Here is a 25,311-nt window from a genome sequence, read left to right as displayed (position 1 = left end):
GTATTAGCAAGAACCACAATGCGGCGCATGACGGCGGTGATTGTGTAGATTTCCACGCGGAAGTGAGCCGGGTAAGCGGATAATTTCCACTGAAATTTGAGCCATGTGACCTTTCCTCCAGCGCGATGCGCAATGGGGGACATTGGAGTGATACACATGGGATTTTTGAACATCATTCGACGTATGGCACTGCGCGAGAAACTATCGACCCGCGAGATCGCGCGTCGCACGGGCATGTCGCGCAACACCATCACCAAATATTTGAACGCGGGCACGATCGAGCCGCAGTTCACGACCCCGGAGCGGCAAAGTAAGCTCGATCCGTTCGCCGACAAGCTGACCGGGTGGCTGAAGACGGAGGCCGGCAAATCGCGCAAGCAGCGGTGCACGCTGAAGCAATTGCATGCCGATCTGATGGTTCTCGGATTTGACGGCTCCTACGGCCGGGTTGCGGCTTTTGCGCGAGAGTGGCGGGCCGATCGGCAGCAGGAGCAGCAAACGACAGGGCGCGGCACCTTTGTGCCGCTTTCGTTCCGCCCGGGCGAGGCCTTCCAGTTCGACTGGAGCGAGGATTTTGCCGTTCTGGGTGGTGAGCGCACGAAGCTGCAAGTCGCCCACATCAAGCTGTCGCACAGCCGTGCCTTTCTGGTCCGAGCCTATCTGCTGCAAACGCATGTCCCTCTCGTGACATTTCCTTCGCAAATGCACTGCCGGTCAATGGATGTTGTTCGACGCTCATTGGTATGGGTTCCGGGTCTTTGGTGGCATCCCGGGGCGCGGGATTTACGACAATATGAAGACGGCAGTCGATCGTGTCGGTCGCGGAAAGGAGCGACAGGTCAACATGCGCTTTCTCGCAATGGCGAACCACTATGTATTTGAGCCAGCGTTCTGCAATCCGGCCGCAGGCTGGGGCAAGCCATTGTGCGCCATTGGTTCGAGAACAATGGCGAGCGGGCAGGTCGAGAAGCACGTGCAGGATTCCCGACATCGGCTGTGGCAACCCATGCCGGACTTCCCCGATCTTGCGGCCCAGAACGCCTGGCTGGAACAGCGATGTGTCGCATTATGGGGTAAGATCCCGCACGCAGCATTATCCGGGAGCGTTGCTGACGTTTGGGCCGCCGAGCAAACAGCTCTGATGCCATTACCACCCGCATTCGATGACCTGTCTGATCAGCTTTGAACGCAATCGCTACAGCGTTCCAGCGTCATTGGCGAACCGCCCGGTGAGCTTGCGGGTTTATCCTGAACGTCTGGTGATCGCCGCCGAAGGACAGATCCTGTGCGAACATATGCGGGTGATCCAGCGCAGCCACCAATTGCCACCACGCACGATCTACAACTGGCGGCATTACCTGGCCGTTCTCCAGCGCAAGCCCGGTGCCTTACGGAACGGTGCCCCCTTTTCCGAATTCCCTCCGGCCTTCAAGCAGCTACAAGATCTCATGTTGCGTCGCCCCGGCGGTGACCGCGACCCTCTCGGGACATTGCTGCGCAATGCCCTGCCGGGCAGTGGATGGTCGACATCTTGGCGCTGGTTCTGCATCACGTCATGCCCGAGGCATGCTTTCAGCATGACGAACAGGCTGTGCTGGTCGCCGTGGAAATGGCGCTGGCTGAAGGTGTCGCGACCAAGACCCATGTGCTGAACCTTCTGCACCGCCTTATCGACGGAAAGACGATCGGCGGGCCCGACATGGTTCTGTTGCATTATTTGAGAGCTTCAGATGCTCGGCGTTGGATTTGGGATTATGCGGCTTCATCGAACAAGTTAACAACGAATTCAATTTCGTTGTGAACGCCGGTTTCGTTGTTTGCAAAATGTCCCTTCTTGATAGCTCTGAGTGTTTCAATTCCTTTCAATGTGTTTTTGGCCGCGCTTAGACTTCGAAAACCCCGTTTGGGCCTGAGAAGTTGTTTCAACGCGCCGTGATCACCCTCAATTCGGTTGTTTAAATGCTTGCGATCGACGTGCCGGATAGCGTCTTCAGGCCCGCACCGCGGTTCATTTCAGCAATAACCTTAGCATAGCTATGCGCCTTGTCGGTAATGAGGGTGAGCGGATGATAGCAGCGAACTGTATCGCTGGCCTGGCGCATGAAGGCCCTTGCCGCGTTGGCATTTCTGCGCGCTGTCAGGCGGAAGTCAATAAGTTGGCCACGCTGATCAACGGCACGCCACAAATAACACCAACGGCCATTCACCCGGACATATGTCTCGTTAACATGCCATTGCAGGCCACGCCAGCTGCGATGTCGCCCGTAAGCCCGCTTTCGGATTTCGGGACCAAATTTCTGAACCCAATGATAAACCGTCGCTGCATCAACATAAATCCTACGTTCGGCTAGGAGATCGCGGACATCGCGGTACGACAGCGGATACCGGCAGTACCAACGCACTGCCATAAGGATGATCTCGTTAGGGAAACGATGATGTTTGAAAGGATTACGCCGTGACATCGAAACCCTCGCTGAATGATCCAACCGCAGCTTCAGCTCTACCAGCGATTAATGCAACAGAACCGATTGACACCAGACGGGGGCGGGACAGTGGGTCTTACACGTACCGTGGGCACGCGCCATGCGCTTCGGTTTCTTTTGGCAGAGGACAAATTTGATTGCACAGACGCACTGCAAACAGGACTGGTCACTAAAATTGCGACAAAGGGTACTTTGGAAGAGACGACAAAACAGTTTGCGGAGCGTCTTGCATCATTTGCTCAAGTGGTACCTGCTGGCACGAAACACCTTTTACGCAGCGCCGAAAATACAGAGATAAGCCAACAGCTGGAAAATGAACACACACAGCTTGAAGCTGCAATGAGCGGTGATTTATTTCAAAATAGGTTAAGAGAGATTATTAACGCAAACGGTGTCAGCTAAGTTTTTCTACTACATACGGGTTGGATTTGATCCGGCTACGATTGACCTGATGCGTGAGATTGACCGAATATTCGCCAAGTATTATTCTTTGGCTGCCGCCAGATAGCAGCGGATCTACCCCAACCGAGGTTCTCCTAAGGGCGGCACTGCGTAGGTCGTTTGATGACCTTCATGGGGTTGCAGGCCATCCATATGGGGCCGAACAACAGCAAGGAGAAAAGCGGCATAAGATCTGGTCATACTTGCTAAAGAAGTTGGCAATCACACAACTACGACAAATTAGCCTCCGAGAAACTCGGCGCAGTTCATCGCAACTAAAGTGACCTGAAAGAATGGAATACAGTTCTTTCTTGACGCAGGGCTAACAACTTGAAGCTGACGTGATGCGGACCGCAGCGAAGGTCTGGTCTGAGCGCAAAAAAGGTCGATGGTTTTGAAACCCTACGCTGGTCCGCTTTTACCGATCCCGAGGGAAACAAGATAAACCTGCTGGAAGGTGGCTGACGGTATCCGAAAAGGGTTTGTGGTTATCTTTTTGCAGCAGTAATTCCGGCCCGAACATGCGCGGCTTCCCACCAATATGCTTTGGGAACCGGAACTGCATCGCCTCCCAAAGGGTTAAATTCGAAATGAGAAAAATCAAATCAAGTGAGGTTACCAATGGACCATTCAAAACATACCCCCCTCCGCCCTGACGAACTGACATCTGCGACCGTTGACGGTGCAAACGTCTACGGTCCTGATGACAGCCATATCGGCGACGTATCCCACTTCCACGGCGCGGGCCAAAATGCACAGGCAGTCGTGGATGTCGGCGGATTTCTGGGCATTGGGGCGAAACCCGTATCCTTGGCCGTATCAAGCCTGAACTTCATGCGCGATGAGGCTGGCAAGGTTCACGCGACGACCGCCATGACAAAGGATGAGCTGAAAAGTCTACCTGAGCATAAGCACTGACCATTTAAGCAGATACGTTCATATGGCAAAGAAGGGTCAGCACAAATGGTTGTGCTGACCCTTTTGCTCTTAGGGTATTGCCGCTGATACCATTTGGCCAAGTCCCGTGAACGTCCGAGCCAACAACGTAGCTTAGTTTTAGATCATTGGGACATGCCACCAAAATTTTAACCGCGAGATTCGCAACTGCCGTTAATACTGTCTCTCTTAATACTCTATCAGATTGGAGCCTGCCTGCGTGACCGAAGACGCCTTCTTTTCTTTTAGCTCCTACCATGTCGTTCTGGTCGTCGTGGGGGTGATTGTGATCCTCGCGCGGTGGTTGCCGCGTTTGGTGTCAAAGCGGGAACCGGCTGCCGCACCTTTGATGATAATGTTCGGTGCTGCCGCCGCTTTGCTGGTTCCGAACATGCCAATCCTCCCCAATCCGCGGCATATGCCGCTGCCGTGGGAATTAGTGAGCGAGTTGACTGTCATCGTGGCGTTGTTCGGTGCCGGTATGCGGATCGATAGTCTCAGGCCATGGAAACGCTGGATACCGACATTCCGGATGTTGGCCATTTCCATGCCTCTCACCATACTCGCAGTGACTCTACTCGGTGTCACTCTGGGCGGGTTGACGTTGGCAGGTGCAATCCTTTTAGGTGCCGTGCTTGCACCCACCGATCCGGTTCTCGCCGCAGATGTTCAGGTCGGCCCGCCGCAAGAGGGCGAGGAACATCCGGTCCGCTTTACCTTAACCACCGAGGCCGGGTTGAATGATGGACTCGCGTTTCCGTTTGTTTATCTGGGATTGATCGTCGCCGCCGAGGGTCTGAACCCGGGTGCGTGGGCCTGGGAATGGGTGCTTCGCGATGTTCTTTATCGCATCATTCTCGGCGGTATCATGGGGTGGGCCGGTGGACGACTATTGGGCATTGTCCTGTTTAGCGTGCCAAAAGGGTCGATCCTTGCCGAGACGGGGTCGGGTGTCATCGCGATAGCGGGGGTGCTGCTATGCTACGGGTCCACGGAATTGATCGAAGGCTACGGCTTCATCGCTGTCGCTGTTTTGGGCCTGACCCTGCGGCGGGTCGATGAAGAGCATCATTTTCACCGACGTCTGCACGATTTTTCGGAATCCATAGAACATGCCCTGACGGCCGTGCTGCTCATCGGCCTCGGCCTCGTTTTGCCCATACTATTTGTCGATCTTATATGGACCCACGTCGTGATCGCGCTCGCCCTTATCGTTGTAGTTCGCCCCCTGTCCGCTTGGATCGCACTTCTGCGGACGGACCTCGGTCAACGGGATCGTGCGGTGATTTCCGTCTACGGTGTGCGGGGCATCGGATCGATATATTACCTTTGTTACGCAGGCAGCCACATGGAGTTTGCAAACGAAACCCAACTCTGGTCACTGGTCGGTCTGGTGATTTTGCTCTCGACAATCCTTCACGGGTTCAGCGTGGGATGGGCCATGGATCAGATCAGGGTTGACCAAACGAAGTAGACCCGAGGATGTCTTCAGGACGCAGACGTCAGGCCCTACATTTTACCTTGAGAGAGCACGATCAAGCCAGCTGCGAGGAAGGCAACACCTCCTGTGACTGCTTAATTGATGCGAACTGGGTCCCTTCGGACTGTTTCACCAAAATTCATTGGCACGGGACAGCAGCGTCAATGTCAAAAGGCATGACCTTTATCACGACTTAGTAAAGCGCGGTGCAGAATTGTCAGTGTCGCTATTAGCGTCTCGAAACAGACATTCGTGCAGGAAATTTGAGCTGCAACTAAGTCTAAGGTTTGTGGCTGCTGTCAGCGCGAGCTGCAGCGGCGACAAATCCGACAAGGAGGAAAGCGCGGGCGGGTTTCGTTACTATGGGGATTGTGCGTTACTGCTGCAGCGTTTGATGCGCAGAGCGAGCGGGATTTTGACGACGGGCGGCGTTTGCCGGTTTATTTACCCAGCATGACTTTGCCATTTGGTGTCCCATGATGCCGCCGCAGGCGTGATGTGGCATCGGGGTTTTTGAGAGGGCCGCACTGACTGGTCCGGCGTCTGCGCAAGGCAAGGTCGGATTTTCTAGTTGTATCATGCGGCGTCCTCCCATGGCGGAGCGCGGGATTTGGGTGTTTGGCCGCGCAGGAAGATCTCAACTATGATCATCGCACCACCGCATTTGGGGCAAGGCTGATGCACGGGCGGATCGTCGGGTTCGGAGTTTGTTGCTTCGTCCGGCATTTGAGTGGGTTCTGGTTCGGCATCAAGCAAAAACTTGATCTTTGCGATCCTGTCTCGGCGAATGCCATTCGCGAGGAAGCCAGTGTGGCGGATACGATGGAAGCCAGAGGGCAAGACATGGATCAGGAACCGGCGAATGAACTCATCCGTGGTCAGGCGCATGACCTTCATCCGGTCTCCCTTTTTGATACGTTAGTCTTTCCAGCGGAAGGCCACGGTACTGGCATCGGCGCTGACCAAACGGTGATTTGAGATCGCGATCCGGTGCGTGTAGCGGCTCAGATAGGCCAACACGGTTTCGGGTCCGCCGAAGGGTTGTTTGGCATAAACGACCCAGTTTATTTTGCGCAGTGGTGCAAGGTGTGATGCGACGGCATCGGGATCGGCCAGCTTTGACAGGTTGCCAAAGAACGCCAGCTTGCCCTCTTTGTGCAGCTTGGCTAACCCTTCGAGGAACAGGCGGCGGAATAACCGTGACAGGACTTTCACTGATACGAGGAACCCTTTGCGGCAGGCGACCCAACGCTGACCGTCGGATGACAAGCCGCCGCCCGGGACAACAACGTGGACATGGGGATGGTGCGTCATCGCCGAGCCCCATGTATGCAGCACCGATGTCATGCCTATCTTTGCGCCAAGATGTTTGGGATCGGCTGCGATGATCCGAAGCGTCTCGGATGATGCCTTGAACAACAGGCCGTAGACCGCGGCCTTGTTCTGATAGGCAATGTCGGCGATTTGCGACGGTAAAGAGAAGACCACGTGGAAGTATTGGACGGGCAAGAGGTCTTCCATCCGTGCCTGCATCCAGTCCTGCGCCGCAGCGCCCTGGCACTTTGGGCAGTGGCGATTGCGACACGAGTTATATGCGATGTGCTGATGGTCACATTTTGTGCAAGCCGCAACGTGACCGCCGAGGGCTGCCGTGCGGCAATTCTCAATCGCCGACATCACCTTCAGCTGTGGCAGGTTCAGGTGCCCTGTTTGTTCACGACGATAGGCACCGCCATGGGCGCGGAAGATGTTCGCGACCTCCAGTTTGGGGCGGGGCATGATGGCCCGACTTAACCGGGACCGGCCTCTCGCCGCTTCAACAGATCAAGCGGGCTGGTCACACTCTGGATCGTCTTGGTGGCCACCTTGGTATAGATCGTTGTTGTCTCCAGTTTCGCATGGCCCAACAACACTTGGATCACCCGGATGTCTGTCCCGCTCTCCAGCAGATGTGTGGCAAAGCTATGCCGCAAAGTGTGGGGCGACACGGTCTTTTTGATCTCCGCAAAATCGCAAGCGACCTTGAAGGCACGGTTGAACTGCCGCGTCGAGATTGGATCAACCCGATTACGACCTGAGAACATCCAGCCCCTCGGGCGGGATTCTCGATAATAGTCGCGCAACAGGTCCAGCAGGCTGGGCGACAACATGACCTGCCGGTCTTTGCGTCCCTTGCCTTGCTCAATCCGGATCAGCATCCGGTCGCTGTCAATATCACCGACCTTGAGATGGGTGACTTCGCTTGCCCGTAACCCGCCACCATAAGCCACGCTGAAGGCTGCGCGGTATCTCAGCCCGGGCCCTGGTGCAGCTTCGATAATGCGAGTGACTTCTTCGGCGCTCAGTACCACTGGGATCTTCTTGGCTGCCCGCTGATACCGCATGTGCCGCTTCATCTCAGGCCGAGGACAGGTCGCCGCAAAAAAGAAACTCAATACCGTTAGTCGGTTGTTGAACGTTGGCGCACCGACCCCACGCTCCTTCATATCGAGTTGGAACGCCCGCAGTTCTTCCGGCGTCGCACTATCCGGCGCGTGCCCCAGAAACCGTGTAAAATCCCGCATCCCTCGCAGATACATCGTTTGCGTCTTCGACTGCAGTCCCTTGATCTGCATATCTTCGAGAAACCGCTGGCGCAGCGCTGGTACATATTGGTCTGACATTGAAACCTCCTATTGGTCAGATTGAGAAGTTCTCAATCGTCCAACAGGTTCGTCAGTTCACAAAATCACCGCGCTCCAATCTATGCGCAACACACGCCAAAAGCGCCAATACCGTGAGAGCGGTTTCGTCCTAGTCCGCGTAGCAGCCCTCCACCCAGAGCGCGGCGAAGGTCTGGTTTCCGCCCTTCCTGTCGGGGGTGGAAGACAATCGCTCACGGCCCACAGCCGACATCCAGCGGCTTATCGCGTTGCTGCGGTTGCAACCCGCATTGCCGTCATTCGCTGCAACTGCAAAACGCAGTGATTGGCTAACTCACAGAGTGCGGACCATTCTGCCATTCGTTCTTAGGTCGCGGAAGTCTGCTTTCACTGTTTTTAAGGGAATGAAATTTTAGATGATTGAACTTTTATGCAAAGCGCTACAAAGCGATTGGCGGGGTCGCTTAATAAGCGGGGATGAATGATGCCAATCTCGCGGCTGAGCTGCATATCATCTAATTCAATGACGTTTGTAGCCCGAAACTGAGACGCATAAATTGCCATCCGTGGCACAATCGCTATGCCGCACTCGTCCGCGACCAAGGACAGGATGGTGCATATATCGTCCAGCTCAACAAAGTCTTTGGGCCGTATTTGATGCATGTTCAGATAGCTTTCGACTTGACGCCCACCAAACGAAATTCGGCTATACCTTACGAACGGCATGGTTCTCAGGGCGAGAGATGGATTTTCCACATTCCAAGACCGAGGTGCGACCATGACAAATGGCTCTGCTTCCAACATCGTCCACTGTAGGGTCGCGGGCAGCTCAAAATTGGGCTTGATGATGATCGCCAAATCGAGGCTCCTACTGTCGACCTTGTCCAACAGTTCCAGTGAAATTCCCGGCACCACGGTTTGGCGCATTTTGGGAAACTCACTCGCAAACCTCGGCAACACTTCAGGGATTGGGTAAATATGCGCAGATGCTACGGCCCCGATTTTCAGTGTTCCCTCAGTGGTCGACGGATCATCTGGGTCCGTTAGCGTTTCAGCCAAAGACAGTAGTTTCTGGGCCTTCTCGAAAACCCGAAGGCCCGTCTCATTGAGCGTTGCTGCCCTGCCGGTTCGCTCAAACAGCTCATGCCCCAGCTTGTCCTCAAGGCGCTTCATTTGGCCGCTCACAGCTGATTGTGTAAGTCCCATGACATCGCCTGCTGCTGCAAAGGTTCCAAGGCGCGCGACGGCAAGAAAGGTTCTAAGTTCGGGTATCATTCATCATTTTTCATGTAGCTGAGGTGCAAAATATATCGTTTTTCATGAATAATGAAAGGCGCTACTGGACCATTAGGTTAAATCAAGGAGCGATCATGACCCAGCAAACAATTCCGCCCTTCCATCTCGCCTTCCCGGTCGATGATCTTGAGGCCGCAAGACATTTTTACAAAGACCTTCTCGGGTGCAGCGAAGGGCGTTCTGCAAACACTTGGGTGGATTTCAACTTTCGCGGCCATCAGATCGTCGCGCACTACGCCCCTGATGAACTTTCGGCTGCTAAAACCGGTGAAGTAGATGGGCACAATGTTCCCGTTCGCCACGCCGGTATCATCATGGACATGGAGGATTGGCTTGCGACGTCAAAACGACTGGAGAATGAAGGAATTGAGTTTGTGATCAAGCCCTACATCCGTTTTGAGGGCGAGCCAGGCGAACAAGCGACGATGTTCTTCAACGACCCTGCAGGAAATGCAATTGAGTTGAAGGCATTCAAAAACATCGATCAGCTCTTCGCGACGTGATCCATTCCCAACAGCGGTCACTCATGCATCACTCAGCATTGGTAACTCTGGGCTCGTCGCTGCCGTTCGCTGCGTTTTCAAACAAAACCAACGTAAAATCGGAAGGCGAGCGGCGGCTCCGCGGGACAAAGTACTCTTTTACCACATATGCTTGAAGGTCCGGTCTTGATGAATGCCGGTCGTTAAAAACCAACGCTGCTTCTATACAGTTTCACGAACTGCCGCCTCGACCTGCCCAAGCCGTTCTTTTCCAAAAAACATCTCATCACCGACAAAGAATGTAGGCACGCCAAAAGCACCCCGTGCCACCGCATGATCGGTGTTTTCCATGAGCTTTCGCTTGATCTTGGGCTCCTGCGCGCGGGCCACGAAATGCGAACCCTCCAGACCGTGACGGTCCATGGCTGCTACAAAAATTTCCGGGTCTGACATGTTTTCACCTTCTTCCCACATGGCCCGAAGTCCAGCTGCGATGTAGCAGTCCAGCTTTCCCTCTTCTTGTGCCGCAACAGCGCCACGCATCAGTAACACAGTCGTCACAGGGAAGTGCGGGTTGAAGACGAACTCCGACAATGCATGCCTTTTGACAAACCGTGCGAACTCAAGCCGTTCATAGTTCAGTTTGTTGTTGATGTTGGAATAGGAAATCATCGGAGCCTGATTGTTAGTCAACTTGAAGATGCCGCCGAGGAGGCAAGGCGTATAGACGACCTTGGCACCTGCCTTTGCCGCGATCGTCGGCAAGACTTTGTGTGACAGGTATGCATTTGGGCTGGCGAAGTCGAAAATAAACTCAATATCTTGCATGGGGTTCTCCTACCACTTTTCGGTCCAGGGGCGCATGTCCAGCTCGTGTGTCCAAGCTGTCCGGGGTTGATTGTGAAGCGTCACATAGGTCTGTGCGATATGGTCAGGGTTCAGCAGTGCATCCTGATCGCGTAGATCATCAACGTTGGGCACGTTTTCACGGATAAAGTTGGAATCGATTGCCCCATCTATCAACGTATGAACGACGTGGATATTTTTGGGGCCAAGCTCGCGGCCCATGGACTGCGCCAGAGCGCGCAGGGCATGTTTGGCCCCTGCAAATGCGGAATAGCCGACGCCGCCTCGCATGCTGGCAGTCGCGCCGGTAAATATGATTGTGCCTCGCTCGCGCGGCTCCATCCGTTTGGCGGCCTCACGCCCCATAAGAAAGCCCGCAAAACATGCCATTTCCCAGACTTTTCGATAAACGCGCGCAGTAGTTTCCTTGATCCCGAAGCGCACATTGGCTCCGATGTTGAACACCGCTACTTCCAACGGGCCAACTTCTGTTTCGATCCGATCAATCAAGACGAGCATTTCGTCCTCGTCGCGCGCATCGGCAGGCATGGCAACCGCATCACCACCACTGTCGCGGATGGACTGCGCCAATGCTTCTAACGCATCCGCATGCCGCTCCCTTCGCACCAGACACACAGTCATGCCCTCGCGAGCAAAGGCCCGAGCGATGGCAGCGCCCGTGTCGTCCCCCGCACCAATGATCAAACATGTTTGTTTGCGTGGCATCGCTCGCTCCCTTGCGTATCCAGATTCATTCAGTCTCATTTCGAGACTAAACCTATTTAGTCTCGAATCACAACTAAAATAGTGATAGACGGATGACAGGATCAAAGATGGAAACCGAGAATGGCGAACCAACATACTCAAACCTGCGGCATCGCGGCGATGATGAACATTTTCGGCGACCGCTGGACTTGGCTGCTCGTGCGTGAAGCCTTCTACGGCGCAAGCCGTTTCACTGAGTTTCAACGCAACACTGGTGCATCGCGCAATATCCTTACTGACAGGCTGAGCGTCCTTGTCGAAAACGGTATCTTTGAAACCCGCGACGTGGGCGTGCATGGGAAGAGGACCGCATACGGCTTGACCAAAAAAGGCCAAGCGCTGCTACCTGTTATGGTTGCCATGGGGCAATGGGCGAATGCCTTTGAGTATGGCATAGGCAAGGAACCTGTCTTGCAGATAGACGGTGAGACCGGATTACCTCTACAAAGCCTGCGCTTTTTTGATGCTGACGACGTAGAAATTCCCTTGGAACGTTTGAAGCCCAAACCTGGCCCCGGCGCGAGCCAAGCCACTATACGTCGGTTGGCTCAGTACTATGACGACCCGAATGCCCCTACAGTCTAGAAAGAGGGAGACATTTAAACAACAATTGGGCTAAGGTTAGTTATCCCCAAAAAATGGTACATTTTTCGAAAAGCCGCCATTCGCACAGCGTGCAGCATCGGTCAATATGGGCTCATTGCCGCCGAAAGAGATCACACTTAGTGCTGAACTGTGAATTGGCAGCCGGCAGCCATCTCAAATGGCCTCGCATACCTTTAGAAACGAGGCCGACTTAACACTATTGATAATAGTGTTAAACGTTCAGGCACCAGGGCCACTGGATTAGTAGGGTAGGGGGCCTGTTCTCACTTCTGAATTTAACAGTATTCATGCATAATGTTAAATATGAGCGAAATGCGTCGCCACAATACCCAAGGAAATCGGCTCTACCTCAATGCCGAGGAGCGCCGCTTTTCTGGCTGCGGCCCGGCGGCAGCCCGCCCGCGACCGCACCCTCTGTGAGACTCTGCACTGGACCGGGTGCCGACCGTCCGAGCTCCTGGAGATCACACCGGCCAGGATCGACCTATCCGGTGGCACAATCGCGATCCGGTCCCTGAAGAAACGGCGAAACGCCGCAGGACATCAGAAAACCGTGTTCCGGACCGTGCCGGTCCCACCCGAGTTCCTCGATACTCTGAACACCGCCCATGGGATCCGGGAGGCTCAGAAATCGCGGCGCAAAGCGACCGCACCCATCTGGGATCTGAGCCGTGTCCGGATCTGGCAGATCGCGAAGCGGATCATGATCGATGCGGGCATCCCAGATGCACCGCACCGCTCCCCAAAGGGTCTCAGGCATGGATTTGGGGTCAACGCGACAGTTCAGGGCGTACCGCTGCACATGTTGCAGCGCTGGCTTGGTCATGCGCAACTCAGCACCACTGCTATCTACGCCGACGCGGTCGGGAAAGAAGAACAGGACATTGCGTCCAGAATGTGGGGGAAGTGCTGACATGTTATCCGTCGAAGAGAGAATACGGGACTGTTGCATTGTTTTAGGTGAGGCCTGGTTGGGGCGATGTAGGTTTCTCGGATCATACGTCGGCAAACAACTGGCTGATGAATTATATCTCCCCTCGAACGCTTGGTTGCTTGTGATGGATGTTGCCGCGTTTAATAGTTCTGATCGTCTCAATCCCACTCAGGGTCGCTTTGGCTGATCGCAGCGATCGAAAGCTCTGCCGGTAGCCGAGAAGCCGTTTCATGGCTGCATGATCGCTCTCGATGAGATTGTTGCGCCACTTTCTGTCGATGTGTCGGATGCTGTCAAAATGTGGATCATAGCGATGATTGATTTCGCGAATGACGCGTCGATAGGTCTGCGCTTTGTCGGTCACAATCGTCACGGGCCGGTGCAGTCGCACACGTTCAATCGCCTTGTTTAGAAAGACTTTAGCGGCCTTCGCGTCCCGTCGTGCAGTGAGGCGAAAATCGACCATCTGACCGTTCGCGTCGACAGCTCGCCATAGGTAGTGCCACTTGCCGCCCACCCGGACATAGGTCTCATCAACATGCCAATCGACACTGGCCCGGCGCAAAAATTTTTCCGCTCGTTTGGTCAATTCAAGTCCGAATTTCTGAACCCAGCGATACACCGCCGACCGATCAATAGTGATCCCGCGCTCTGCGAGCAGATCCACCACGTCCTCGTAGGACAGTGGGTAGCGCAGATATCACTGCACCGCGCAAAGGATGATGTCGCGCGGAAAACGGTGATGCTTGACTGGGGATCTGCGCGGCATGTTCAACCTCAAAGGCCAAAAGCCAAAAGCCAAAAGCTGGCCGACGCCGACCATTAACGCAACAGTCCCCTATATAGCGGTCTGAGTGCAGCAACGCTATAGATCACTCTTTCATTCCCGGTGTGGACGGGCCCCGCTAACGCCCCTTGATACGAATGGAAAACTGGCGTTGTGCGCCAGCGGGTGGTCGCGGAAACGGGGCAGCTTGGCGGATCAGACGGACGGCGGCCTGATCCAGCGAAGCGGAACCGGAGCTGCGCGCAACGCTGACACCTGCCAGCCCTCCGCCAGAGCTGATCGAGAAAGCGATTGTCGCGGTGCCGCGCGCGTTTACCCTGGGTTTGCCGACCTGTGCGATGCGGCGCATGACCTGACCGGGATAGTTGCTCGCAGCAGCGCTTCCGGCTTGACGGGCGGGCGTGGCTTTCCTGCCGGTCTGGCTTGCTTTGGCCTCCGCGCGTGTGCCGGTTTGCGCGCCCTTGGTGTTGTTGTGGTCCGCATTGCCCCGCGCGCTCTTGGACGGTTCGGGTTTGCGATCCGCAGGTTTTGCCGCTGCGCGACGCGAGCGCGCGTCTTTCTCCTGCGCCTCCGATGCTTTGGTAGCCAACACGCTATCCTTGCGCTGCGGACGCCGCGACAGGGCCGGTGCGTCGCTGTCGGGGTCTTCGGCCGTAATCGTGACCGGTGACGACTGTGCCGCAATCACCTCCACCGGAGGCACAGGGGCAGTTTCGCTTGTAACGGGAACGGAGGCAAGTGGCGCTGGTACCGGCGCGGCCATTGGCACGGGTGCGACCTGTTCCACCGATACAGGCTCGGCCATAGGGGTCAGCGTATCGTCCGGCGTCATCGCAGTGAGCGTCCCTACCGCCATATCTTCGAACCGCGACCCCATCTTTGCCTCGGCGGGCGTGCCGCTGCCCTCAAGCTCGATTGTGCCGCGCGGCATGCCCCACTGCACCGTCCCCGCAACCACAGAGGTGGCGAGGATCAGGGATAAGACCTTGGCAACAGGAGAACGCGCAGTCATTCCAAAGCCCTCTGCGTGACAAGTACAACCCGCTGCGCCCCAGCTGCGCGCAAGTCACGGGTTAACCCGACAAGTGTCGCAGCAGGCAAGGCACGGTCAGGCACCAGTCGCACGGTCTCGCGGTCCTCTTCGGGTAAGTTGGCGACAAATGTGGCCGCATTGGCCTGTCCCTGACCCTCATAGGTGAGGCGCCCGTCGGGATAGACTACCAGCGCGCGGGGCGGTGCATTGCCCTCCAGACTGCGAGTGTGTACCAGCGCGAGCGCAGGGTCCAGCGGTTGTGACAGGGTGCCTGCCACCATGAAAAATACCAGCATTAGAAAGACGATGTTGATTAGAGCGATCGTCGGCTCGCGTTGCGGCTTGGCCTTTTCCAGACGGCGCATCCTCTACCCTCCCAGAACCGAGACATTGAGCGCGGGCAAGCCGCGCAGCGCCACCAGCAGATCGGTCAGCCGCTGTGCATCCACATCCGCGCCCAGCGAAACCAGCAGCGTCGTGCCTTCCTCCGCCTCGGCCAGCGTGGATTGAGCCAGCGTGTCCAGCGCCACATCCTCGCCGTTCAGGCGCAGGCTGTCCGAGCCCAACTGGAGGAACAGTGGCTTAGCCGCACTGGCCGTCACAGCACCGGACCCAGCCGCCGCCAACTCAACCTCGGTGAATTTGGAGAACGTCGAGGTCAGCATGAAGAAGAGCAGCAGAAGAAAGATCACGTCGATCAGTGACGTCATCGACAATCTGCGCCGCCGTCTGCGCACCCTAGCCATGGGCCGGAACCATCTGCGGTGCGCGCTCTGCCTGCGGTTGCGCGCGACCTGCCGGATGCAGAACCGTGAGGATCGCCTTGTCGGCAAGCACCCGCTCGGCTTCCATCCGTTGTTCGAACCAGCTGAGGATCAAGGCCGTTGGCATCGCCACCACAAGCCCCACTGCCGTTGTCAGCAAGGCCACCCAGATCCCGCCCGCCAGAATGGACGGATCAACCTGCGCACCTGCGGCTTGTAGCGACTGGAACGCTTCGATCATGCCCAGCACCGTGCCGAACAGGCCCAGCAGCGGTGCCAGCTGTGCCACTGAATCCAGCAGGCGGAAGCCGCGTTCAAGCTTTGCAAAACACGTCTCGGCCTCGGCCTGAAGCCGTGCGGCGTCCAATGATCGGGCTGTCATCGCCATGTCGATCACCGGCGCCAGATAGCTGCGCGAGCGCTCCAGTGTCTGGCGCGCGCCTGCCTTGTCGCCGCTGTCCCATTTGGCAACCGCCTGCGACAGCGCCGCATGCCGCCCCACCGCCGCCATCCAGAACTGCCAGCATTTGTAGATTGCGACCGCGAGTGTCAGAACCGCCACCGCCATCAGAACAATCACAACCGGCCCGCCCGTCTCGGCAATCCTGCGCAACGCCTCCATCAAAGTTGCGAAATCTATCATCATCCTGATACCTCGACGTTCGTGCGCGATGTCGCCAGCAAACCTGTTTCGCAGACGGTCGCCTCAATCTGCGCACCCTCGCATGTGCTGGCACCGTTGAACAAAACGCGGCCCAGCTGCTCACAACCCAGCTCCGGCACGACAAACTGGCGCACGCGCGGGCGCGCAGGCGGAAGGCTGCCAAAATCAAACAGCGTCAGCCTGTCCACCTGCCCGCTTGCGTCAAACAGAACGGTCTCGTAGACCGCCTTATCAATCGGCTGCGGCAGACCGTTGGTGATCAGAAAAGTCAGCTTGCAGGACGTATCCACCGACTCCGCCGCGTTCAGCTCAACCGACACACGACCGCTGATATCGGTCTCCTGTGCCGCCGCTATTTGCGATGTCAGCAACAATGCAGCGGACATCAGCGCATATCTCTTCCGGAACATGCAATCTCCCGTTCAGTCAAAGTGTGATTTCTGGCTAAGGCACATGCATGCCTTTGGCTGAGCGTGAGGACAGATCAAAAGCGCGATCCGCGACTCGTCTAATTCTACCCTCTCCTACCAAGCGAGAATCTTCAGCACAATCCCGACTTTAATAGTCAGATAATATTTCTTGATAATGCATGAACCCACGACTGCCCGCTCACCTTCGCCAATAGGCCGTACTGATCTGGCTTGTCTTGTCGAGTTTGAGGGCCTTCTTGAAGTGACCGCGCACCGATTGCGCATTGGCAAACTCACCTGCGAAGAAACCATAATCGGTCGTGCCCTGCTTGGTCAGGTCGCGAGCAAATTCAAGAATACGTGCTTCGAATTCATGCGGAGACAGGACGTGCATTTTCAATTTTGACTTGGGGAAGTAGCCCCAAGGGTTGACCGTCTGCGGCAAAGCCACGACTACATCACCGCCAGCATCCGCGGGAAGACGAGACAGAAACTGCGCGACCGCTGGCAAGCCGGTGCCATCGGCAGCAATGAAATACGTGCGTGCGTCTGGCAGACTGTGCATTCCCGTTGGCCCCATTGCACCGACAATGTCCCCCGCCGTGGCATTGCACGCCCATTGTGACACCGGACCGGCATCATGATGGACAATGTCGATGTCGACTTCCTGCACGTCGGTGCGGATGTTTTTCAACGTGATGTAGCGTGCATGCAGCTTGTCGTCCGCACCCTCGGGCCAGACCGGCGCACCATTCGGCCCCATAACGGGCCAGACGGGCGGAAGGGACCGATTGCAGGGCAGGATCAAGCGGAAGTGGATGCCGTGATCCTGGAGCCTGTCGATGTCGGGATAGTGCAAGGTGACCCGCTGCATCCCGTGGAACAACTCGGCACTTTTGCGTACCGTCAGCAGACGAAAGTTTGCGGGTGCCGCCCCGACGCCCGCCTGCTCGTTTTCCCATCGGACGTTCTGCGCCGCGGCCGGGTCGAATTCGGCAATGTGATGCACCATGCCTTCTTTCGAGAACGCCATATCGCGCGCGGTCGGCGCTTCGAGCAACACGCGTAAGGCACGGTCCTTCAGCTCCAGCTCGATCCGGTAGCCGGACTGCTCAAAACTATAGACACCGGCGTCGGAGATGTCGAAGAACAGGTCGTGATCCTCGCGCATATGCTTAATGTAATGGTCGAGCAGGCGCGAGGGCGCATCAAGCGCGATGGAGGTTTCGGCTATGGCTTTTTGCATGTCGGACCTTTGGTGCGGTGGAGGATGAGAGATCGGGCGGCACGACCTACAGGTGCGCCGCCCCACCGGAATTTACCAGTTGTGCGAGAGTTTGACCTTCAGCTCGCGACCGGGGCTGTAGAAGTCTGCATAAAGGCCGCCGTAGGCCACGTGCTTTTCGTCAAACAGATTGGTCACACTGGCCGACAGCGTGGTCTTGCGGGTTAGGTCATAAGACATCGCCGCGTCGACCACCACAAAGCTGCCTGTCTCACCGGCTGTATTTGAATCGTCAAAGAAATAGCCGCCGTTATAGCGCAGACCCATACCGGCGGTCAGATCACCCGCGCCGAGGTTCTCCCACGTCCGGCTGGCCCAGATCGACGCGATGCTGGATGACACGAGACTTGGCGTGTTGCCTTCATTACCGGATGTGCCATTCTCGACGATCTCGGCGTCCAGATAGCTGTAGGATGCCGTGATATCATAGGCGCCAAACTCGGATTTCGCCTCAAAGTCGATCCCGCGCACGCCGACTTCGCCGATAGCTTCGCGCAGGTTCGTTACTGGATTGGTCCGCGTGATGTTGGTCTTGGACAGGTCATAGACCGAGGCCGCAAACAGCGCATTGGTCCCTGCGGGACGCCACTTCGCTCCCAACTCGAACTGCTCGCCCTCTTCCGGCGCGACACCAGTTCCCGCAGGTACAACAGATTGCGCAAAGCTGCCATAGACTGCGATTTCCGGCGTGATCTTATACGTCAGGCCGAGACGACCTGTTGTTGCGCTGATGTCATCCTCGGTCACGGTGGAGGCCAAATTGTTCGTCTCGGTTACATCGATCCAGTCATGACGCAGGCCGAAAGAGGCGATCACCTTCTCGCTCCAGTTGAACTCCTGCTGGAAATAGACGGCCTTGCCTTCCGTCTCGACGTCCATATCTGCAAAGATCGGCACGCTGTCGGGTGCGCCGGTGTAAACGGGATTGTCCAGATCGACAGACGGCGCGCCGCCAAAGAACCGCTGGTCGGATTCGTCGGACTGCGAATACTCCAGCCCGATCACTGTCTTGCTGGTCGCAGCACCAATGATCGCATCATAGCTCAGATGCACATCGGTGATGAAGTTGTCGCCGGACCCCTCGCTGGCAAAAAAGGACCGGTTGACTGTATCGCCCTCTGACCCCGACACATAGGCGTAGCCGAAATTGTCGGTGCCATCGCTGTAGCGCATGTTGCCCGAGAATTTCAGACCGTTACCGTAGTCATGCGTCGCCATAAGCGATACACTCGTCCGCTCAGTGCCACGGAAGTTGTACTCCGGCTCGCCATAAAAGACGGACGAACGGTCGAAGTCATAGCCGATTGGAAAACCGCCGCTGCCGGGCACGTAATCGCGGTCCAGATGGTCCACGATCAATGTCAGTTCGGTTGCGTCCGTAGGGCGCCATTGCAGCGATCCCATGGCGAAGACTTCGTCGTTTTCCGAGAAGGGATATTCCAACTCGCCATCGCGCAGCAGACCGGTAAAGCGGTAGCTGAGCGTGCCGTCCTCGTTCAGCGTATCACCGAAGTCAAGCCCCAGCTCCTTGGTGTTGTTGGTGCCGAATTCGGTGTAGATCTCGCCGAACCTCTCGCCGCGCGGCGTTTTGGTGACGTAGTTGACCGAGCCACCGGGATCGGAGATGCCGAAGGTGGCCGAATTCGCGCCCTTGAACACTTCAACACGCTCAAAGGCAAACGGCTCCTCGCGCACGCCGCCAAAGTTGGCACCCAGCGTCAGCCCGTCGCGGTAGGTATATGCCTCGAACCCGCGGATCGAGAAATAGTCGAAGCGGTCATCGGCGCCATAGCTGTCGGTTGAGACACCGGCGGTATAGTTCAGCACTTCCTCGACGGTATCGGCGTTGCGCAGTTTGATTTCCTGACTGGTGATGACAGACACCGCCGCGGGGATATCCAGCAGATCGCCCGACAGTTTGCCGCCAGCGTTGATGCCTGTGGCAACGATCGTTTCCGCATCAGACGCCCCGCCGTACTGGTCGATCCCTTGCAGCGTAATGTCATCAAGCTGATAGGGTTCTTGCGCCACAACCGCGCCGGGCAGCAATGCTGTACAGCACAGCAGGACGGATTTGACAGAAGCGCGCCGAGCTTGTGCGGAATGGTGAGTTGAAAAGGACAAGATAGTCTCCGAAGTTTTTTCAGGGTTTTGGAAATTTGTGATGGGGCTAGCCGACTTTCGCAGGCCGGAGGACGGATTGGGTTTTGTGGCGCCCGACGGGCACCATCAGCGGCGTGCCAGCCACCGGATCTGTGGCGATGTGGCACTCAAGGCCAAACACCGCTTTTACCAGATCACGGGTCAGGATTTCAGCGGGCGGGCCTTCGGCGTAGATCCCCTTGTCCGCAACCGCGATCAGATGGTCGGCATAGCGTGCGGCAAGGTTGAGGTCATGCAGCACCATGACGATGGTGGTGCCGCGGGTGGTGTTCATATCCACAAGCAGATCCAGCACCTCGATCTGGTGCGAGACGTCCAGAAATGTCGTCGGCTCGTCCAGCAGCAGCAGGTCGGTCCGCTGGGCCAGTGCCATTGCGATCCAAGCGCGCTGGCGCTGCCCGCCTGATAGCGTATCCAACTCGCGGTCTGCCAATACCTCGATGCCCGTGGCGGTCAAGGCGTCGGTTACCGCGCGGTCATCCTCGCGTTTCCAGCGCGAGAACAGGCCGTGGTGCGGATGGCGGCCCCGCCCTACCAGATCGGCGACCGTGATGCCTTCGGGTGCGATGGGCGACTGGGGCAGCAATCCCATGATCCGCGCCACGCCCAGCGAGGGCATCTCATGTATGGACTTCCCGTCGAGGAACACGCCCCCGCCCTTCACCGGCAAAATACGCGCCAACGTGCGCAGCAGCGTCGATTTGCCCGATGCGTTACCGCCGACAATGGCGGTGATCTGGCTTGGCCGCAGCGCCAGCGTGATGTCCTCAAGGATTACCCGCTTGTCATATCCGGCAGACAGCCGCCGTGCTTCGAGCTTATGTGGCGCGGTCATATCGAGCCCCCGTTCCGGTTGGCGCGCACAATGAGGTACAACAGAAAAGGCGCGCCGACGGCCCCTGTCACGACGCCGACCGGCAGGCGCGTCGGCAGCAGGAATTGTCCGCTGAAATCCCCAGCCAGCACCAGTATCGCGCCGACCATCGCCGCACCGGCCAGAAGGCCGCGCGCGCCGCCCAGCAGACGCGCGGCAATCGGGCCGGACAGGAATGCCACAAATGCAATCGGTCCCGCTGCCGACGTGGCAAACGCCACCAGCCCCACCGCCGCCAGTGTCACGCGCAGCCGCGTGGCATCGGGATGAACCCCAAGCGCGCTGGCGGCATCATCGCCCAATCGCAGTATTTCAAGATCGCGCGCGGTCGCCGCCAATAGCCCGCCGAACACCAGCAGCGCCGCAAACACCGGCACTACCGTGGACAGCTGCGCGCCATTAACGCTACCCGTGAGCCAACGCAGCGCTTCTCCGCGGTCCCATGCGGGCGCCTCCAGCAGGACGTAGGCCGTTATGCTATCAAGCATGGCCGAGATGCCGATGCCGATCAGAATCAGCCGCGCGCCCGCAGCACCTCGGTGAGACGACAGCGCCCAGATCAGCGTTGCGACCAGCAGGCCGGAAACAACAGCAATGGCAGAAACGATCCAGCCGTCATAGGAGAGGATTACGATGGCGAATACGGCAGCCGCCCCCGCGCTGGCACTGATGCCGATGATGTCGGGGCTGGCCAGCGCATTGCGCAGCATCACCTGAAATGCCACGCCGCCAAGACCAAAGCTCAGGCCCGCGACAACGGACAGCAACGCACGTGGCAAGCGCAGGTCATTCACGACAAAGGATGCAGTCGCGCCCTCCCTCCCCAAAAGCGCAGCGATCATGTCGGCGGGGTCAAGACAGCCATTGCCACAAGACAGTGTTACCACCAGCAACGCGATCACAACGACCGCGAGCAGAGTCAAAAGCCAGATGCTTCGGGATTTGACCCGTGGTGTCGAACGCTCCGGCCTATCGGGTATTTCAAAGGTACGAGCGATCATAAGCCGCGCATCCTTTGCCGCCGCACGGTCCAGATAAAAAACGGCGCGCCGACGAAAGCGGTGACAATTCCCACGTCCAGCTCGTTCGGTCGGGCGATGATCCGGCCCAGCACATCGGCAAGGCCGAGCAACGTAGCTCCACCAAGGGCCGACAGCGGAATGAGCAGCCTGTAATCAATCCCCACGAACATCCGGCACATATGCGGTACCACAAGCCCCACAAAACCAATCGGCCCGCAAAGCGCCGTTGCCGAGCCGCACAGCACAATCGCACCGGCCGCAGCCAGGGCGCGGCCCAATGCCACATTCTGTCCCAGGCCGGCAGCCAGTTCGTCCCCCAGCGCCAGCGCGTTCAGCACGCGCGCCGAGGCAAGGCTGAGCAACAGGCCCGCCGCGAAAAACGGCAAGGCGGGCAGGATCGTATCAAACCGCGCCCCGCCGATGCCGCCCACCTGCCAAGACTGAATGTTGCCTGCGATGTCATTGCGGGGGAGAACGACCGCGATAATGAACGCCGACGCGGCGATGGAGGTCGCCGTGCCCGCCAGTGTAAGTTTCAGCGGTGTGGCTCCGCCCTGTCCGCTTGATCCGATAGCGTAGACAAATACCGCAGCGGCGCCCGCGCCCGCGATCCCCAGCCACAGAAAAGTGGTTGCTCCGCTGATATCAAACCACGCGATGCCTATCACCACAAACAGCGCCGCACCGGCGTTGACGCCCAGAATACCCGGATCAGCCAGCGGGTTGCGGGTGATGCCCTGCATCACCGCGCCCGCGATCCCCAGCGCGCCGCCGGCCAGTACTGCCAGCAGCGTGCGCGGCATACGCACCGCCACAGCTGCAGCCCCAATGGTCTCGATCCGCCCGTTCAGCCCTGCCCATATTTCTGACCACGGCACACTGCGCGCACCCACGGTCAGCGACAGGCCGACCGTCAGCAGCAGAAGGGTCATCACCCCCAGCAGGCGCAGTTCTTCATGCGGGCGTTGGTCGATCATTGCGCGGCACGCGCTACGGCATCGGCCAGACGGCGCAGGTAGTCATCCAGAACATAGTCGATGGACAGGGGCGTAGGGTTAGCCGCCGTGCCCATCGGGTCATTCGCCAGCAGAATGACCGAGCCGCGTGCGACCGCCGGAAACCGTGCAATCAGCGGGTTCTGGGCAAGCTCGTCCAGACGGGCCTGATCACCGTAGGTCACCACCACATCGACATCATTGAACAAATCAATGCGTTCTGTACTGACACGGCCCGAATATTTGCCCGCCTCGCTTGCCTCCTGTACGGCCTGCGGCATCGCCATGCCCAAATCGGTCAGGAACTGCACGCGCTGGTCTGCGGCGGCGTAGAAGCCGATGGTGCTCAGATCACGCGGATCGAGATGGGTCACGAACATCCCCGTCTTGCCCTGGAGTTGGGAATAGTCGGCGGTGGCAGTGGCAATCCGCGCCTCGATGTCCGCGACCATCGCGTCGCCCTCATCGGCCATCCCGAGGCCTGTGGCGTTCTGGCGGATCATCTCGCGCCACGTGGTGGTCCATGCCGCCTGCGGATATGCGATCACTGGCGCGATGCGGCTCAGGGTGTCATAGTCGGATTTGGAAATGCCGGAATAGGCGGCAAGGATGATGTCGGGATTGGTGGAGGCGACCGCCTCGAAATCAATGCCATCACCTTCGTCAAAGAGAACCGGCGTCTCGCCGCCCAGCTCAACGAGCTTTTCGGTCACCCATGGCAGCAGGCCATCGCCATCATCATCCCCCCAGGACGCCCGTGCCAGTCCGACCGGCACGATGCCCAAAGCCAGCGGCACCTCATGGTTGGCCCAACCGACCGACGCCACACGCAACGGGCGCTCGGTCACTGTTGTCTGGCCGAACGCGTGATCTACGGTTACCGGGAAGGTCTGGGCGACACCCGTAGTTGTCCAAAACAACAAACTGGCAAGTGTTATAATGACTGTTACTGCATGTTCTATCTTCGCAAACGGGATCGCCCTATTGGCGAACAGGAAACGGGGCATATTTGCTCCAGTACGTTATGTATTTTGAGACGTTGGCTAAGATGCTACGCACCTTTAGCTAATCACCACTGCAAAAAACCGGACGGCCAGTCGAAGTGAGATGATTCATGGGTAGATACCAAACAAATCACATTCGCACAATCCCGACTTTAATACTCAACAATTGAGTGTACAGGGGTGGTTCTGTTGCATTATTTGAGAGCTTCAGATGCTCGGCGTTGGATTTGGGATTATGCGGCTTCATCGAACAAGTTAACAACGAATTCAATTTCGTTGTGAACGCCGGTTTCGTTGTTTGCAAAATGTCCCTTCTTGATAGCTCTGAGTGTTTCAATTCCTTTCAATGTGTTTTTGGCCGCGCTTAGACTTCGAAAACCCCGTTTGGGCCTGAGAAGTTGTTTCAACGCGCCGTGATCACCCTCAATTCGGTTGTTCAAATGCTTGCGATCGACGTGCCGGATAGCGTCTTCAGGCCCGTAACCGCGGTTCATTTCAGCAATAACCTTAGCATAGCTATGCGCCTTGTCGGTAATGATGGTGAGCGGATGATAGCAGCGAACTGTATCGCTGGCCTGGCGCATGAACGCCCTTGCCGCGTTGGCATTTCTGCGCGCTGTCAGGCGGAAGGCAATAAGTTGGCCACGCTGATCAACGGCACGCCACAAATAACACCAACGGCCATTCACCCGGACATATGTCTCGTCAACATGCCATTGCAGGCCACGCCAGCTGCGATGTCGCCCGTAAGCCCGCTTTCGGATTTCGGGACCAAATTTCTGAACCCAATGATAAACCGTCGCTGCATCAACATAAATCCCACGTTCGGCTAGGAGATCGCGGACATCGCGGTACGACAGCGGATACCGGCAATACCAACGCACTGCCATAAGGATGATCTCGTTAGGGAAACGATGATGTTTGAAAGGATTACGCCGTGACATCGAAACCCTCGCTGAATGATCCAACCGCAGCTTCAGTTCTACCAGCGATTAATGCAACAGAACCCTTGGTAAGTAGCGCCGCGCACGCTTGTTCAGGTTTTCGACGGAACCCTTTTGCCACGGGGCTTGCGGATCACAAAACCATGCCTCGGTTCCGATTCCAGACTTCAGCTTGCGCCAGTTCCTAAACTCAATACCTCTATCAAAGGTGATCGATTTACGGGCCGTTTGGGGCAGGGGTTCCATCACAGTCATTAGCTTGTCCATCAGATGCGTTGTGTTGCGGTCGTTGTTACGGAACAGGACGGCGAAGCGGGTCTTCCGCTCAATGAGCGAGGCGACGTTCATCTTACCCTGAGCACGCTCGAAAATCATCAAATCTCCCTCCCATTCGCCAAAAGTCTCACGCGTATCAACGTAGTCGGGTCGTTCATGGATGGACCGATCATGCGCCG

The 25,311-nt window shown here is 57.1% G+C and carries 22 protein-coding genes and 6 pseudogenes; 7 read left to right on the top strand and 21 right to left on the bottom strand.

What is annotated here, in order from left to right; translation table 11 throughout:
• Nucleotides 1-156: 156 nt before the first annotated feature.
• Nucleotides 157-1,801: pseudogene (gene istA, locus ACVBAU_RS18075) on the top strand (IS21 family transposase).
• On the opposite strand, the pseudogene ACVBAU_RS18070 reads toward istA, so the two are convergent.
• Nucleotides 1,753-2,462 (bottom strand): annotated as a pseudogene (locus ACVBAU_RS18070) (IS6 family transposase). The pseudogenes istA and ACVBAU_RS18070 overlap by 49 nt on opposite strands.
• 15 nt (nt 2,463-2,477) lie before the next feature.
• Between ACVBAU_RS18070 and ACVBAU_RS18065 the strand changes: the two are divergent.
• The 3 genes from ACVBAU_RS18065 to ACVBAU_RS18055 all read left to right on the top strand — a co-directional run bounded on the left by ACVBAU_RS18065 (nt 2,478) and on the right by ACVBAU_RS18055 (nt 5,334).
• Nucleotides 2,478-2,885 (top strand): enoyl-CoA hydratase/isomerase family protein, encoded by a 408-nt coding sequence (locus ACVBAU_RS18065; RefSeq protein ID WP_448329745.1) that lies wholly within the window; start codon nt 2,478-2,480, stop codon nt 2,883-2,885.
• 660 nt (nt 2,886-3,545) lie between these two features.
• The gene (locus ACVBAU_RS18060; RefSeq protein WP_448329744.1) at nt 3,546-3,842 is read left to right on the top strand and encodes a PRC-barrel domain containing protein; all 297 of its coding nucleotides are present in this window, start codon (nt 3,546-3,548) and stop codon (nt 3,840-3,842) included.
• A gap of 238 nt (nt 3,843-4,080) precedes the next feature.
• Entirely contained in the window at nt 4,081-5,334 is a 1,254-nt protein-coding gene (locus ACVBAU_RS18055; RefSeq protein WP_448329743.1) for a cation:proton antiporter, read from the top strand.
• Nucleotides 5,335-5,372: 38 nt separating this feature from the next.
• On the opposite strand, the pseudogene ACVBAU_RS18050 reads toward ACVBAU_RS18055, so the two are convergent.
• The 4 genes and pseudogenes from ACVBAU_RS18050 to ACVBAU_RS18035 form a co-directional block, all read right to left on the bottom strand.
• Nucleotides 5,373-5,474 (bottom strand): annotated as a pseudogene (locus ACVBAU_RS18050) (MgtC/SapB family protein); the annotation flags it as partial.
• A 442-nt stretch (nt 5,475-5,916) separates the two neighbouring features.
• Nucleotides 5,917-7,119: pseudogene (locus tag ACVBAU_RS18045) on the bottom strand (IS91 family transposase).
• A gap of 11 nt (nt 7,120-7,130) precedes the next feature.
• Complete coding sequence (locus ACVBAU_RS18040) at nt 7,131-8,003, bottom strand: tyrosine-type recombinase/integrase (RefSeq protein ID WP_448329742.1); 873 nt, start codon at nt 8,001-8,003, stop codon at nt 7,131-7,133.
• Nucleotides 8,004-8,378: 375 nt separating this feature from the next.
• Complete coding sequence (locus ACVBAU_RS18035) at nt 8,379-9,257, bottom strand: LysR substrate-binding domain-containing protein (RefSeq protein WP_448329741.1); 879 nt, start codon at nt 9,255-9,257, stop codon at nt 8,379-8,381.
• A gap of 95 nt (nt 9,258-9,352) precedes the next feature.
• Here ACVBAU_RS18035 and ACVBAU_RS18030 point away from each other — a divergent pair, with 95 nt between their 5' ends.
• Nucleotides 9,353-9,781 (top strand): VOC family protein, encoded by a 429-nt coding sequence (locus ACVBAU_RS18030; RefSeq protein ID WP_093734440.1) that lies wholly within the window; start codon nt 9,353-9,355, stop codon nt 9,779-9,781.
• A 201-nt stretch (nt 9,782-9,982) separates the two neighbouring features.
• Here the strand turns inward: ACVBAU_RS18030 and ACVBAU_RS18025 are convergent, their stop codons facing one another.
• The gene (locus ACVBAU_RS18025) at nt 9,983-10,588 is read right to left on the bottom strand and encodes a DsbA family protein (RefSeq protein ID WP_448329740.1); all 606 of its coding nucleotides are present in this window, start codon (nt 10,586-10,588) and stop codon (nt 9,983-9,985) included.
• Nucleotides 10,589-10,597: 9 nt separating this feature from the next.
• On the bottom strand, nt 10,598-11,332 hold the full coding sequence (locus ACVBAU_RS18020) for an SDR family oxidoreductase (protein ID WP_448329739.1): 735 nt from the start codon (nt 11,330-11,332) through the stop codon (nt 10,598-10,600).
• Nucleotides 11,333-11,452: 120 nt separating this feature from the next.
• On the opposite strand from ACVBAU_RS18020, the gene ACVBAU_RS18015 reads away from it, so the two are divergent.
• Together ACVBAU_RS18015 and ACVBAU_RS18010 are read left to right on the top strand one after the other, a co-directional pair.
• On the top strand, nt 11,453-11,956 hold the full coding sequence (locus tag ACVBAU_RS18015) for a winged helix-turn-helix transcriptional regulator (RefSeq protein WP_448329738.1): 504 nt from the start codon (nt 11,453-11,455) through the stop codon (nt 11,954-11,956).
• Nucleotides 11,957-12,329: 373 nt separating this feature from the next.
• On the top strand, nt 12,330-12,890 hold the full coding sequence (locus ACVBAU_RS18010; protein ID WP_448329737.1) for a tyrosine-type recombinase/integrase: 561 nt from the start codon (nt 12,330-12,332) through the stop codon (nt 12,888-12,890).
• Nucleotides 12,891-13,002: 112 nt separating this feature from the next.
• Here ACVBAU_RS18010 and ACVBAU_RS18005 read toward each other — a convergent pair.
• The 14 genes and pseudogenes from ACVBAU_RS18005 to ACVBAU_RS17940 form a co-directional block, all read right to left on the bottom strand.
• Nucleotides 13,003-13,680: pseudogene (locus ACVBAU_RS18005) on the bottom strand (IS6 family transposase).
• A 136-nt stretch (nt 13,681-13,816) separates the two neighbouring features.
• Nucleotides 13,817-14,710, bottom strand: coding sequence for a TonB family protein (locus ACVBAU_RS18000; RefSeq protein WP_448329736.1), 894 nt, complete (start codon nt 14,708-14,710; stop codon nt 13,817-13,819).
• Nucleotides 14,707-15,096 carry an ExbD/TolR family protein gene (locus ACVBAU_RS17995; protein WP_448329735.1) on the bottom strand — a complete coding sequence of 130 codons (390 nt, stop codon included), beginning with the start codon at nt 15,094-15,096 and terminating at the stop codon, nt 14,707-14,709. The genes ACVBAU_RS18000 and ACVBAU_RS17995 overlap by 4 nt, the downstream gene beginning before the upstream one ends.
• A gap of 3 nt (nt 15,097-15,099) precedes the next feature.
• Nucleotides 15,100-15,441 carry an ExbD/TolR family protein gene (locus tag ACVBAU_RS17990; RefSeq protein WP_448329812.1) on the bottom strand — a complete coding sequence of 114 codons (342 nt, stop codon included), beginning with the start codon at nt 15,439-15,441 and terminating at the stop codon, nt 15,100-15,102.
• 28 nt (nt 15,442-15,469) lie between these two features.
• Complete coding sequence (locus ACVBAU_RS17985; protein WP_448329811.1) at nt 15,470-16,138, bottom strand: MotA/TolQ/ExbB proton channel family protein; 669 nt, start codon at nt 16,136-16,138, stop codon at nt 15,470-15,472.
• Nucleotides 16,138-16,569, bottom strand: a complete 432-nt coding sequence (locus tag ACVBAU_RS17980) for a hypothetical protein (protein ID WP_448329734.1) — start codon at nt 16,567-16,569, stop codon at nt 16,138-16,140. The genes ACVBAU_RS17985 and ACVBAU_RS17980 overlap by 1 nt, the downstream gene beginning before the upstream one ends.
• A 199-nt stretch (nt 16,570-16,768) precedes the next feature.
• Nucleotides 16,769-17,815, bottom strand: coding sequence for a siderophore-interacting protein (locus tag ACVBAU_RS17975; protein WP_448329733.1), 1,047 nt, complete (start codon nt 17,813-17,815; stop codon nt 16,769-16,771).
• 72 nt (nt 17,816-17,887) lie between these two features.
• The gene (locus ACVBAU_RS17970; protein WP_448329732.1) at nt 17,888-19,978 is read right to left on the bottom strand and encodes a TonB-dependent siderophore receptor; all 2,091 of its coding nucleotides are present in this window, start codon (nt 19,976-19,978) and stop codon (nt 17,888-17,890) included.
• Between the two features lie 46 nt (nt 19,979-20,024).
• Nucleotides 20,025-20,852, bottom strand: coding sequence for an ABC transporter ATP-binding protein (locus ACVBAU_RS17965; protein ID WP_448329731.1), 828 nt, complete (start codon nt 20,850-20,852; stop codon nt 20,025-20,027).
• Nucleotides 20,849-21,892, bottom strand: a complete 1,044-nt coding sequence (locus tag ACVBAU_RS17960) for a FecCD family ABC transporter permease (RefSeq protein WP_448329730.1) — start codon at nt 21,890-21,892, stop codon at nt 20,849-20,851. Before ACVBAU_RS17960 ends, ACVBAU_RS17965 begins: the two co-directional genes overlap by 4 nt.
• On the bottom strand, nt 21,889-22,890 hold the full coding sequence (locus tag ACVBAU_RS17955) for a FecCD family ABC transporter permease (RefSeq protein WP_448329729.1): 1,002 nt from the start codon (nt 22,888-22,890) through the stop codon (nt 21,889-21,891). Before ACVBAU_RS17955 ends, ACVBAU_RS17960 begins: the two co-directional genes overlap by 4 nt.
• Nucleotides 22,887-23,915, bottom strand: a complete 1,029-nt coding sequence (locus ACVBAU_RS17950; protein ID WP_448329728.1) for an iron-siderophore ABC transporter substrate-binding protein — start codon at nt 23,913-23,915, stop codon at nt 22,887-22,889. The genes ACVBAU_RS17955 and ACVBAU_RS17950 overlap by 4 nt, the downstream gene beginning before the upstream one ends.
• 230 nt (nt 23,916-24,145) lie before the next feature.
• The gene (locus ACVBAU_RS17945) at nt 24,146-24,856 is read right to left on the bottom strand and encodes an IS6 family transposase (protein ID WP_448329727.1); all 711 of its coding nucleotides are present in this window, start codon (nt 24,854-24,856) and stop codon (nt 24,146-24,148) included.
• Nucleotides 24,857-24,919: 63 nt separating this feature from the next.
• Nucleotides 24,920-25,303: pseudogene (locus ACVBAU_RS17940) on the bottom strand (IS30 family transposase); the annotation flags it as partial.
• Nucleotides 25,304-25,311 lie beyond the last annotated feature (8 nt).

It is taken from the genome of Sulfitobacter sp. M13 (assembly GCF_053474885.1).
The sequence above is the reverse complement of the archived record's forward strand: the minus strand, read 5'-3'. Positions and strand labels throughout refer to the sequence as shown.